The sequence below is a fragment of the Kosakonia sp. S57 genome (assembly GCF_016516575.1).
GTDB lineage: Bacteria > Pseudomonadota > Gammaproteobacteria > Enterobacterales > Enterobacteriaceae > Kosakonia > Kosakonia cowanii.
Genome location: NZ_JACVUL010000031.1, coordinates 42038 through 53644 on the forward strand (window position 1 = coordinate 42038; position 11607 = coordinate 53644).

11 protein-coding genes and 1 tRNA gene are annotated in these 11607 nt (G+C 57.3%); 10 read left to right on the forward strand and 2 right to left on the reverse strand.

Annotated elements, in window-relative coordinates:
• Positions 1–7: 7 nt before the first annotated feature.
• Together IAE48_RS22500 and IAE48_RS22505 are read right to left on the reverse strand one after the other, a co-directional pair.
• Entirely contained in the window at positions 8–967 is a 960-nt protein-coding gene (locus tag IAE48_RS22500) for a PTS glucitol/sorbitol transporter subunit IIB (protein WP_094421802.1), read from the reverse strand.
• Positions 964–1524 carry a PTS glucitol/sorbitol transporter subunit IIC gene (locus IAE48_RS22505; protein WP_023480559.1) on the reverse strand — a complete coding sequence of 187 codons (561 nt, stop codon included), beginning with the start codon at positions 1522–1524 and terminating at the stop codon, positions 964–966. Before IAE48_RS22505 ends, IAE48_RS22500 begins: the two co-directional genes overlap by 4 nt.
• Before the next feature lie 270 nt (positions 1525–1794).
• On the opposite strand from IAE48_RS22505, the gene mltB reads away from it, so the two are divergent.
• The 10 genes from mltB to IAE48_RS22555 all read left to right on the forward strand — a co-directional run bounded on the left by mltB (position 1795) and on the right by IAE48_RS22555 (position 11553).
• Positions 1795–2877 (forward strand): lytic murein transglycosylase B, encoded by a 1083-nt coding sequence (mltB, locus tag IAE48_RS22510; protein ID WP_094421800.1) that lies wholly within the window; start codon positions 1795–1797, stop codon positions 2875–2877.
• 226 nt (positions 2878–3103) lie between these two features.
• Positions 3104–3766: a metal ABC transporter ATP-binding protein gene (locus IAE48_RS22515; protein ID WP_200135650.1), complete on the forward strand. Its 663-nt coding sequence runs from the start codon at positions 3104–3106 to the stop codon at positions 3764–3766.
• Positions 3763–4626: a metal ABC transporter permease gene (locus IAE48_RS22520; RefSeq protein WP_042714680.1), complete on the forward strand. Its 864-nt coding sequence runs from the start codon at positions 3763–3765 to the stop codon at positions 4624–4626. Before IAE48_RS22515 ends, IAE48_RS22520 begins: the two co-directional genes overlap by 4 nt.
• A gap of 11 nt (positions 4627–4637) precedes the next feature.
• On the forward strand, positions 4638–5516 hold the full coding sequence (locus tag IAE48_RS22525; RefSeq protein ID WP_094421798.1) for a metal ABC transporter substrate-binding protein: 879 nt from the start codon (positions 4638–4640) through the stop codon (positions 5514–5516).
• Positions 5517–5702: 186 nt separating this feature from the next.
• Entirely contained in the window at positions 5703–6200 is a 498-nt protein-coding gene (gene pncC / locus IAE48_RS22530; protein WP_094421796.1) for a nicotinamide-nucleotide amidase, read from the forward strand.
• A 90-nt stretch (positions 6201–6290) separates the two neighbouring features.
• Positions 6291–7355, forward strand: coding sequence for a recombinase RecA (recA, locus tag IAE48_RS22535; RefSeq protein WP_023480527.1), 1065 nt, complete (start codon positions 6291–6293; stop codon positions 7353–7355).
• A gap of 67 nt (positions 7356–7422) precedes the next feature.
• Positions 7423–7938, forward strand: a complete 516-nt coding sequence (gene recX, locus IAE48_RS22540) for a recombination regulator RecX (protein ID WP_200135651.1) — start codon at positions 7423–7425, stop codon at positions 7936–7938.
• 130 nt (positions 7939–8068) lie between these two features.
• Positions 8069–10699: an alanine--tRNA ligase gene (gene alaS / locus IAE48_RS22545; protein ID WP_200135652.1), complete on the forward strand. Its 2631-nt coding sequence runs from the start codon at positions 8069–8071 to the stop codon at positions 10697–10699.
• 238 nt (positions 10700–10937) lie between these two features.
• Entirely contained in the window at positions 10938–11123 is a 186-nt protein-coding gene (gene csrA / locus IAE48_RS22550; RefSeq protein ID WP_023480680.1) for a carbon storage regulator CsrA, read from the forward strand.
• Between the two features lie 337 nt (positions 11124–11460).
• Positions 11461–11553 (forward strand) — tRNA-Ser (locus IAE48_RS22555).
• Positions 11554–11607 lie beyond the last annotated feature (54 nt).

The window sequence follows — 11607 nt, forward strand, 5'->3', positions numbered from 1 at the left end:
TCACCCCTTATTGATAGATAAAACCGGAGACAAACCAGGCGATCAGCACCGTTGGCGCACCGGTTAAAAAGCGGCTTACCAGCACGGACGGGACGCCGACGCGTACCGTCTCCTGGCGGGCTTCTGCCAGCGACAGGCCAACGGGAATAAAGTCGCAGGCGGCCTGGGCGTTAATGGCGAACAGCGCTGGCAGCGCAAGGTGCGGAGGGATGTGCCCCTGGCCTATCTGCACGCCAATCAGCACGCCAATGACCTGAGCGATAACCGCCCCCGGGCCAAGAAAGGGTGAGAGCAGCGGGAAGGAGCAAATCAGCGCCAGCGTTACCAGCCCAAGCGGATGGCTGGCCAGCGGCGCGAGGCCGTGAGCGATCCAGTCGCCCAGCCCGGAAGCCATGATGATGCCGATCAGCGCCGAGACGAAGGCCATAAACGGCAGGATGGTTTTCAGCACCGTATCAATGGTGTCGCGACCGGCCTGGAACAGCACCGCCACCGCCGAGCCCATGCCCATGCCGACTTTCGCCAGCAGGCCGTCGCTCTGCTCGGTGATCTTTTTCGTGGTGTCGTAATCCCGCGGCTGGGGCGCTCTGGCAGACGGAGCTTCACCCTGCAGCCGGATATTCTCCTCTTTCACACCGGAGACATAGATATCCTCAAGGATGTATTGCGCCAGCGGCCCCGACTTGCCCGTCGCATGAATATTGACGGTCGGAATGCGGCGTTTGGGGTAGATGCCGCAGCGCAGGGTGCCGCCGCAGTCAATCACCGCCACGCCGATCTCCTCCTCAGGTGGTTCGCCCTCTTTAAAGCCGTCCACCGCCTGCCAGCCGGTCAGCTGCGCCAGTTTGTCGACGATAGCCGGACGCGTGCCCGCAGTGATATAGACGATCTTCTTCTCGCTGCTGGCATCAATCTCCAGCGGGCCGCCCCAGCCGCCGGCACCTTTTTCAATAATGATTCGGCTCATGATTTCGCTCCGGCGAGGTGAACCTCTTGTGCAAGCTGAATGCCCATTTTTCGCTCAAAAATGCGGGTGGTGAGATCGGTTACCCAGCCACGGAAGAAGTTGGTGACCAGGCCTACCAGCAGGTAGCTCACCGCCAGCGGACCGAGGGGTAAGCCGAGCGTTGTAAGGCCGCTGGCGATACCGAGGTAGACAAACAGCTCGCCGGGGTTGATATGCGGGAAGAGGCCGTTCATCGAGTGGCAGCTGTAGGAGGCGGCGGCGTAGTAGCTTGGTTTGTATCGCTCCGGCATAAAGCGCCCGAGGCTGAGCGTCATCGGGTTACAGAACACAAATGTGCCGATGCAGGGCAGCAGTAAGTAGCGGGCGATCGGATTGCCCGCGCAGCGCTGGGCAAGTTTTTCAATGCGGTGTTGGCCAATAAAATTAATCAGCGCGTTCATGATCACCAGCAGGCTTATCAGCAGCGGCAAAATACCGGTCACCATGCCGGTAAAGACCTCACCGCCTTTCTGAAACAGCCCGATGAACCATTCGGCACCATGCGTGATGGTTTCCATTGTTCTCTCCTGTAGGGGGTTTTTGTTATGTCACCGGGCGCTATCATAATCATGATGAAAGGTCTTAATGTGTTATTTAGATCTCAATATGAAAGAAAAAATGATCATTCTGAAAGTTTTTGCGAGGTGCTTCGGTTTTAAATGAATGAAAAGGGGAGGGGATACAGGGGAAATGCGATCCTCTACGCAGGTGATGCCGCACTTCCTTGTCGGCGGGGAAATGCTTTACCATACTTGCCCCCTGGCTGAATTCGTTTAAGTGGATATCCCATGTTGAAGCGTTGTTACGCGGCGTTATTGCCCGCGTTTGTTGTGCTCTGTGCCTGTAGCAGTAAACCCCCGCTCGCTGAAGCTCCCCAGACCGTGTCGCCCGCGCCATCGGGCGGCTTTCTGCTTAAGCCACAACATGAGGTGGTGATGAGCGGCGGCGACTTTGCCAATAACCCGGCGGCAGAGCGCTTTATTGATGCGATGGTGAGCAAGCATGGATTCGATCGTCAGCAGCTGCATGAGATCCTTTCGCAGGCGAAACGTCTTGATTACGTATTGCGCCTGATGGACAAACAGGCGCCGACGACCGCGGGCCCAACCGGGCCAAACGGTGCGTGGTTGCGCTACCGCAAGCAGTTCATCACGCCGGATAACGTGCAGAACGGTGTCGCTTTCTGGAACCAGTATCAGGATGCCCTCGACCGCGCATGGCGTGTCTACGGCGTACCGCCGGAAATTATCGTTGGCATTATTGGCGTGGAAACGCGCTGGGGCCGCGTGATGGGCAAAACCCGCATTCTCGACGGGCTGGCGACGCTGGCCTTCGACTACCCGCGCCGCGCAGACTATTTCGCCAGTGAGCTGGAGACCTTCCTGCTGATGGCGCGCGATGAGAGCGACGATCCGCTGGAGCTGAAAGGCTCTTTCGCCGGTGCGATGGGCTACGGCCAGTTTATGCCGTCCTCCTATAAGCAGTATGCGGTGGACTTCAACGGCGACGGCCATATCAACCTGTGGGATCCGGTGGATGCGATTGGCAGCGTGGCTAACTACTTCAAACAGCACGGCTGGGTGAAGGGCGATCAGGTTGCGGTTCCGGCTAACGGCCAGGCACCGGGTCTGGCGAACGGCTTCAAAACCAACTACAGCCTCGGACAGCTGGCGGCGGCGGGTCTGACACCGCAACAGCCGCTGGGCGATCATCAGCAGGCGAGCCTGCTGCGCCTCGATGTCGGCACCGGGTATGAGTACTGGTACGGTTTGCCGAACTTCTACACCATCACCCGCTACAACCACAGCACCCACTACGCGATGGCGGTCTGGCAGCTTGGCCAGGCGGTAGCGCTGGCGCGTATTCAGTAAATTGCTTTCCCCTCCTGCGGGAGGGGATTGAAACATTTCGACGCACTCCCGTTACGCTCCGCGATTTACATCATTATCACTACAGCTTATTGTTACGTTATAACATATGAGGTGTGTGAATGATTCCCGTAACCCTTTTCTCCCTTTCCGCTGCGAGCCGCCTGCTGCTGGCGGCAGGGCTGTTGCTGCTGCTTTGGTTACTGACTGAGTGGGCGGTTGCGCTGCCATGATTGAACTGGACCACCTGGTGGCAGGCTATGAGCGGCTGGCGATCACCCCGGCGCTCTGCGGCACGCTGGCGCGCGGCAGCATGACGGCGATTGTTGGTGCCAACGGCTGCGGCAAATCGACACTGCTGAAAACGCTGGCGGGATTTTTACCCCCGGTCAGTGGCGTGCTGCGCTGGCAGGGCGCGCGGCCGACCATCGGCTGGCTGGCGCAGCGCCACGCGCTGGAGGCGCAATTTCCCCTGACGGTGCAGGAGGTGGTGAGCATGGGCTGCTGGCCGCGCATCTCGCTGTTTGCTGGCCTGAACCGCGATGCGCGCAAACGGGTGGCGCAGGGGCTGGAGCGTGTCGGGCTTGCGGAGATGGCGCACGAGACCATCGATACCCTCTCCGGCGGGCAGTTTCAGCGCATGCTGTTTGCCCGCATCTGGGTGCAGAACGCGCCGCTGGTGATGCTCGACGAACCTTTTACCGGCATTGATGAAGCGACGTCGCAGCTGCTGATGGAGCAGATGGTGGATATGCACCGCGCCGGGCAGACGCTGCTGGCGGTGCTGCACGACAGCGCGCGCGTGACGCGCTACTTTCCGCAGACGCTGCGGCTGGATGAGAAACGGGCGCAGTGGGGGGCGACGCTGAGCCTTGAGGAGAACTGCGCATGATCTGGCATCTCTTTTTCCAGCCCTTTATCGAATACGGGTTTATGCGCCGCGCGCTGGTGGTCTGCCTCGCGCTCTCTGTCAGCACCACGGCGCTCGGCATCTTTTTGCTGCTACGGCGCATGAGCCTGATGGGCGATGCGTTATCTCACGCCATCCTGCCCGGCGTCGCGGTGGGCTACTTGCTGAGCGGCATGTCGCTGCTGGCGATGAGTGTCGGCGGGTTTATCGCCGGGATTGCCGTCGCGCTGGTGGCGGGGTGGGTCAGCCGCCGGACGCCGCTAAAAGAGGATGCCAGCTTTGCCGGTTTCTACCTTGGCTCACTGGCGCTGGGCGTGACGCTGGTGTCGCTACGCGGGTCGAACGTCGATCTACTGCACCTGCTGTTCGGCTCAATTCTGGCGGTGGATCGCGACGCGGCGCTGTTTGTCGCCGGGGTTTCCAGCCTGACGCTGATTACCCTTGCCGTCTGTTATCGCGGATTGGTGAGTGAGGCGTTTGATAGCGCCTTTTTACAGGTTAACGCACCGCGCTTGCCGGGCATGCTGCACGGGCTGTTTCTGGCGCTGCTGGTGCTCAACCTGGTGGCCGGTTTTCAGGTGCTCGGCACGCTGATGGCGGTGGGGGTAATGATGCTGCCCGCCGTGGCGGCGCGCTGCTGGGCGCGGACCTTGCCGCGCCTGTTACTGCTGGCTGCGGCGATTGGCGCACTCTGCGCCTGGCTCGGCTTAAGCCTGTCGTGGCTGGCGGGTTTGCCTGCCGGCCCGGCGATCGTGCTGACTGCCAGCCTTATCTTCTTTTTATCCATCTTATTCGGCACGCGCAGCGGGCTGGCAAACAGCCTGCGCGCGCTTTTTACATAAAGGGGAACATAATGAAACGTACAGGGGTGATTCTGGCACTGGCGCTCGGTCTGATGGCGCAGAGCGCAGTGGCAAAAACCATCAACGTGGTGACCAGCTTTTCGATATTGGGCGATATCACCCGCCAGGTGGGCGGAGATCATGTAAAGGTGACCTCGCTGGTGGGGCCGGATGGCGATCCGCACACCTTTGAGCCTTCGGCAAAAGATAGCGCGCTGCTTAATAATGCGGATGTGGTGGTGGTCAACGGGCTTGGGCTGGAAGGTTGGCTCGACAGGTTAGTGAAGGCCTCCGGTTTTAAAGGCCAACTGGTGATCGCCTCTGACGGTGTGCAAACCCATACGCTGGAGGAGGATGGTGCGACAGTCACCGATCCTCACGCGTGGAACAGTGCCGCGAATGGTGCCCTCTATGCGCAAAATATTCTCAAGGCGCTGGTGAAAGCCGACCCGGCGGATGAAGCGGCGCTTAACGCCTCGGGACAGCGCTATATTGAGCAGCTGAAAGAGATGGATAGCTGGGCGAAAGAGCGCTTCAGCGCCATTCCGCAGGCGAAACGCAAAGTGCTCACCAGCCATGACGCCTTCGGCTACTTTGCCCGCGCGTATGGCGTTGAGTTTATGGCACCGCAGGGGCTCTCATCGGAAAGCGAGGCCAATGCATCGCAGGTGGCGGCGCTTATCAAACAGATTAAAGCTGATGGCGTGAAGGTGTGGTTTATGGAGAACCAGCTCGACCCGCGCCTGGTAAAACAGATCGCGAATGCCACCGGCGCACAGCCGGGCGGCGAGCTCTACCCGGAAGCGCTGAGCGCAAAAGGGGGCGTGGCGGATACCTATCAGAAAGCCTTTCGCCACAACGTGGACACTATCGCCAATAGCATGAAGTAATCCTGCGCGGATAGCCTGTAAACTACCCGGTGACGCGACGGCGCACCGGGCTTCTCCTCACCACGTCCCCGCTATATCACACTGCTTTTTTCGGAAGTCGCCTCGTAAAATTGCCATACCATCCCCATATTTGACGGGAAAGTGCTATCTTTCACGCCACGGTTTAATGGAGGCATGGGAGCCATCATGACGGACAGTGAATTAATGCAGCTCAGCGAGCGCATCGGGCTGGCGCTAAAGGCGCGTGGCGCGACGCTAACCACCGCTGAATCCTGCACCGGCGGTTGGGTTGCGAAAGTGATTACCGATATCGCAGGCAGCTCCGCCTGGTTTGAACGCGGGTTTGTGACCTACAGTAATGAAGCGAAAGCGCAAATGATCGGCGTGAAAAGCGAGACGCTGGATACGCACGGCGCAGTGAGCGAGCCGGTGGTGGTCGAGATGGCGATTGGGGCTCTGAAAGCCGCGCGCGCTGACTATGCGATTTCGATTAGCGGCATCGCCGGGCCGGATGGCGGCAGCGAAAGCAAGCCTGTCGGCACCGTCTGGTTTGGGCTTGCCTGCGTTAACGGAGAAGGGATTACGCGGCGCGAATGCTTCCAGGGAGACCGTGAATCGGTGCGTCGTCAGGCGACCGCCTATGCACTTACGACCCTCTGGCAACATTTTCTACAAAAGGCTTGATACTGTATGATTATACAGTATAATTGCCGCAACAAATCAGTTATTCACCACGGGGCGTAACGCGCTTCACTCTGCATGACAGGAGTAATAATGGCTATCGACGAAAACAAACAAAAGGCGCTTGCAGCTGCACTGGGTCAGATCGAAAAGCAATTCGGTAAAGGCTCCATCATGCGTCTGGGTGAAGACCGCTCCATGGATGTAGAGACTATCTCTACCGGCTCACTCTCCCTCGACATCGCGCTGGGCGCGGGCGGTCTGCCAATGGGCCGTATCGTCGAAATTTACGGGCCTGAGTCGTCCGGTAAAACCACCCTGACTCTGCAGGTTATCGCTGCGGCGCAGCGCGAAGGCAAAACCTGTGCGTTTATCGATGCGGAACACGCGCTGGATCCGGTGTATGCCCGCAAACTGGGCGTTGATATCGATAACCTGCTCTGCTCCCAGCCGGATACCGGTGAGCAGGCGCTGGAAATCTGTGACGCGCTGGCGCGCTCCGGCGCGGTTGACGTGCTGGTGGTCGACTCCGTTGCGGCGCTGACGCCGAAAGCGGAAATCGAAGGCGAAATCGGTGACTCTCACATGGGCCTCGCGGCACGTATGATGAGCCAGGCGATGCGTAAGCTGGCCGGTAACCTGAAGCAGTCCAATACGCTGCTTATCTTCATCAACCAGATCCGTATGAAGATCGGTGTGATGTTCGGTAACCCGGAAACCACCACCGGTGGTAACGCGCTGAAGTTCTACGCTTCCGTTCGTCTCGACATCCGCCGTATCGGCGCGGTGAAAGAGGGCGATGTGGTTGTCGGTAGCGAAACCCGCGTGAAGGTTGTGAAAAACAAAATCGCGGCACCGTTTAAACAGGCTGAATTCCAGATCCTCTACGGCGAAGGCATTAACTTTTACGGCGAGCTGGTTGACCTGGGCGTGAAAGAGAAGCTGATTGAAAAAGCGGGCGCCTGGTACAGCTACAACGGCGACAAGATTGGTCAGGGTAAAGCGAACGCGACCTCCTGGCTGAAAGAGAACCCGGCTGCGGCGAAAGAGATCGAGAAGAAGCTGCGCGAAATTCTGCTCAGCAACCAGACTGCGACGCCAGAGTTCACCGTTGACGACAAAGACGCGGGCGTTGAAGAAACTAACGAAGATTTCTGATAACGTTATCCGTAATCAAGGGCTGCTGATGCAGCCCTTTTTGTTTTTATGGTGACAGGATTTTACGATGTCCGATAACTCCTCTTCTGATAACACCTCCCGCCGCAGCGCCATGGCGCGCTTACGCGATCGCGCCATGCGTATTCTGGCAATGCGCGACCATAGCGAACTTGAGTTTCGCCGCAAGCTTGCCGCACCCATCATGACGAAGAAGGGCCCGGAAGCGGTTGACGCGACGCCGGAAGAGATCGATCAGGTTGTGGCGTGGTGCATAGAGCACGGCTTTCTTGATGACAGCCGTTTTGTCCGCCAGTTTATCGTCAGCCGCGCGCGCAAAGGGTATGGCCCGGTACGTATTCGCCAGGAGCTGAACCAGAAAGGTATTGCCCGGGAAACCAGCGAAAACGCGATGCGCGAATGCGAGATTGACTGGGTAAGCAGCGCCCGCGATCAGGCGCAGCGCAAATATGGCGAGCCGTTGCCCACTGAATTTGCTGCAAAAGTGAAAGTGCAACGCTTTCTGCTCTATCGCGGCTTTATGCAAGAAGATATTCAGGAAATATGGCGAAATTTTGCCGACTGAGCGCATACGGGATTTTACTTCCCACTAAAGAAAACTTATCTTATTCCCACTTTTTCCAGTAGCGGATGCGTCTGCCATGCGATGGCGATGGCCCGCTACCACATTTCGTTAGCTTGATTTCAGGATAATTATGAGCAAGAGCACCGCTGAGATCCGTCAGGCGTTTCTCGATTTTTTCCATAGCAAGGGACATCAGGTAGTTGCCAGCAGCTCCCTGGTACCGAATAACGACCCGACTTTGCTGTTTACCAACGCCGGGATGAACCAGTTCAAGGACGTTTTCCTTGGGCTCGACAAACGTAATTATTCCCGCGCAACCACGTCGCAGCGCTGCGTGCGTGCAGGTGGCAAACACAACGACCTGGAAAACGTCGGCTACACCGCACGTCATCACACCTTCTTTGAAATGCTGGGCAACTTCAGCTTCGGCGACTACTTCAAACATGATGCTATCCAGTACGCATGGGAACTGCTGACCGGTGAAAACTGGTTCAAGCTGCCGAAAGAGCGTCTGTGGGTGACGGTGTACGAAACCGACGATGAAGCGTACGAAATTTGGGAAAAAGAGGTCGGTATCCCGCGCGAACGTATTATTCGTATCGGTGATAACAAAGGCGCAGCGTATGCTTCTGACAACTTCTGGCAGATGGGCGATACCGGTCCGTGTGGCCCCTGCACCGAGATCTTCTACGATCACGGCGACCACATCTGGGGTGGCCCGCCGGGCAGCCCGGAAGAGGATGGCGATCGCTATATCGAGATCTGGAACATCGTCTTTATGCAGTTCAACCGCCAGGCTGATGGCACCATGGAGCCGCTGCCGAAGCCGTCCGTAGACACCGGTATGGGCCTGGAGCGTATTACAGCCGTGCTGCAGCACGTGAACTCCAACTATGAAATCGATCTGTTCTCGAAGCTGATCCAGCAGGTTGCGAAAGTGACCGGCGCAACGGATCTGAGCAACAAATCTCTGCGCGTTATCGCTGACCATATCCGCTCTTGCGCCTTCCTGATTGCGGACGGAGTGATCCCATCGAATGAGAACCGCGGCTACGTGCTGCGCCGCATCATTCGCCGCGCGATTCGTCACGGCAACATGCTCGGCGCGAAGGATACCTTCTTCTATAAACTGGTTGGCCCGTTGATTGAAGTGATGGGTTCCGCCGGGGAAGAGCTGCAGCGCCAGCAGGCGCAGGTTGAGCAGGTTCTGAAAACCGAAGAAGAGCAGTTTGCACGTACGCTGGAGCGCGGTCTGGCGCTGCTGGATGAAGAGCTTTCCAAACTGCAGGGCGACACGCTGGATGGCGAAACCGCCTTCCGCCTGTACGACACCTACGGTTTCCCGGTCGATCTGACCGCGGACGTCTGCCGCGAGCGCAACCTGAAAGTCGATGAGGCGGGCTTCGAAGCGGCAATGGAAGAGCAGCGCCGTCGCGCACGCGAGTCCAGCGGCTTTGGCGCAGACTACAACGCGATGATCCGCGTTGATAGCGCAACAGAATTTAAAGGCTACGATCAGCTTGAGCTGAACGGCAAAGTGACCGCGCTGTTTGTCGATGGCAAACAGGTTGAGTCGATTGCCGCCGGCCAGGAAGCGGTTGTCGTGCTTGATGAGACCCCGTTCTATGCGGAATCAGGCGGCCAGGTTGGTGATAAAGGCGAGCTGAAAGGCAACGGCTTTACATTCGCCGTCCTGGATACGCAGAAGTATGGTCAGGCGATTGGTCATGTCGGTAAGCTCAGCAGCGGTTCGCTGAAAGTGGGCGACGGCGTGAAAGCGGAAGTTGACGAAGCGCGTCGCGCCCGTATCCGCCTTAACCACTCTGCCACCCACCTGATGCATGCCGCGCTGCGTAGCGTACTTGGTACGCATGTCGCGCAGAAAGGGTCGCTGGTGAATGACAAAGCGCTGCGTTTTGACTTCTCCCATTTCGAAGCCATGAAGCCGGCGGAAATCCGCGCGGTGGAAGATATGGTGAATGCGCAAATTCGTCGCAACCTGCCGATCGAAACCAACATCATGGATCTCGAAGCGGCAAAAGCGAACGGTGCAATGGCGCTGTTTGGCGAGAAGTATGAAGATCGCGTTCGCGTGCTGCAGATGGGGGATTTCTCCACCGAGCTTTGCGGCGGTACGCACGCTTCGCGCACCGGTGATATTGGTCTGTTCCGCATTGTGTCTGAATCCGGCACCGCGGCGGGCGTGCGTCGTATCGAAGCCGTTACCGGCGAAGCGGCGATTGCCAGCCTGCATGCGCAGAACGATCAGCTACAGGATATTGCTCAGTTGCTGAAAGGTGATAGCCAGAATCTCGGCGACAAAGTGCGTTCAGTGATTGAACGTACGCGTCAGCTGGAAAAAGAGTTGCAGCAGCTTAAAGCACAGGCGGCAGCGCAAGAGAGCGCAAACCTCTCCGGTAACGCGATGGAGATCAACGGCGTTAAGCTGCTGGTGAGCGAGCTGGAAGGTGTCGAGCCGAAGATGCTGCGTACCATGGTGGACGACCTGAAGAACCAACTCGGCGCTTCGGTTATCGTTCTTGCCACTGTTGTTGAAGGTAAAGTTTCTCTTATCGCGGGCGTCTCTAAGGATGTGACTGACCGCGTCAAAGCAGGGGAACTGGTAGGAATGGTCGCCCAACAGGTTGGGGGCAAAGGCGGTGGACGTCCGGACATGGCGCAAGCCGGTGGTACCGATGCGGCCGCGCTGCCTGCTGCTCTCGCCAGTGTTAAAGATTGGGTAAGCGCTAAACTGTCATAATTACAAAGCGAACGCACAAGCCATAACCTCGAGGTTATGGCTTTGTTGCCACTACGCTATTGATAACGAGAAAGTCAGGTTGAAGTTGTGTATATCGGCTAAACTTACGTCTACAGAATGTAATGCCATGGCTGCTTGCATGTTATGAGTTTGTCATCGCTTATGTTTTGGCGTTGTATGACGGATAATGCCGGGATACAGAGAGACCCGACTCTTTTAATCTTTCAAGGAGCAAAGAATGCTGATTCTGACTCGTCGAGTTGGTGAAACCCTCATGATTGGGGATGAGGTCACTGTGACTGTATTAGGGGTTAAGGGTAACCAGGTGCGCATTGGCGTAAACGCCCCCAAAGAAGTATCGGTCCATCGTGAAGAGATCTACCAGCGTATCCAGGCTGAAAAATCCCAGCAGTCCAATTTCTGATGCCATTATGCGTCTCGCGGTTGTTCGGCGAGACGCAACCCTCCCGTCGATTCTCCCGCTTCTCTGTCTCATTTTTATTGCAGATTTCCTGCATCTGATACTTTCTCGCGCCATTTTTGTTTATCACACATCTGTAATGTCATGCCTGGCGGGCCGTGAATTTTTGCTGATAAAACATCCTTTTTGCCCTTTTTAGCGCCTAATTGCCTGCGAAGTGTGCAAACGATTCAGGGCTGGGAAAAATTGTTTGACTTATAAGTCCCAGAAAGTAATATGTGCGCCACGCAGCGACGATGAGCTCTTAACGAACTCTTCGAAGCACTCGTAAGAGGCGTGTGGTGAGGTGGCCGAGAGGCTGAAGGCGCTCCCCTGCTAAGGGAGTATGCGGTCAAAAGCTGCATCCGGGGTTCGAATCCCCGCCTCACCGCCATTTTGCATCCGTAGCTCAGCTGGATAGAGTACTCGGCTACGAACCGAGCGGTCG

Excerpts from the sequence above, each read along its gene's own strand:
- recX (WP_200135651.1), top strand. The coding sequence starts at position 7,423 with ATGTCCGATAACTCCTCTTCTGATAACACCTCCCGCCGCAGCGCCATG.
- IAE48_RS22515 (WP_200135650.1), top strand. The coding sequence starts at position 3,104 with ATGATTGAACTGGACCACCTGGTGGCAGGCTATGAGCGGCTGGCGATC.
- alaS (WP_200135652.1), top strand. The coding sequence starts at position 8,069 with ATGAGCAAGAGCACCGCTGAGATCCGTCAGGCGTTTCTCGATTTTTTC.
- pncC (WP_094421796.1), top strand. The coding sequence starts at position 5,703 with ATGACGGACAGTGAATTAATGCAGCTCAGCGAGCGCATCGGGCTGGCG.
- csrA (WP_023480680.1), top strand. The coding sequence starts at position 10,938 with ATGCTGATTCTGACTCGTCGAGTTGGTGAAACCCTCATGATTGGGGAT.
- mltB (WP_094421800.1), top strand. The coding sequence starts at position 1,795 with ATGTTGAAGCGTTGTTACGCGGCGTTATTGCCCGCGTTTGTTGTGCTC.
- IAE48_RS22520 (WP_042714680.1), top strand. The coding sequence starts at position 3,763 with ATGATCTGGCATCTCTTTTTCCAGCCCTTTATCGAATACGGGTTTATG.
- IAE48_RS22500 (WP_094421802.1), bottom strand. The coding sequence starts at position 967 with ATGAGCCGAATCATTATTGAAAAAGGTGCCGGCGGCTGGGGCGGCCCG.
- IAE48_RS22525 (WP_094421798.1), top strand. The coding sequence starts at position 4,638 with ATGAAACGTACAGGGGTGATTCTGGCACTGGCGCTCGGTCTGATGGCG.
- IAE48_RS22505 (WP_023480559.1), bottom strand. The coding sequence starts at position 1,524 with ATGGAAACCATCACGCATGGTGCCGAATGGTTCATCGGGCTGTTTCAG.
- recA (WP_023480527.1), top strand. The coding sequence starts at position 6,291 with ATGGCTATCGACGAAAACAAACAAAAGGCGCTTGCAGCTGCACTGGGT.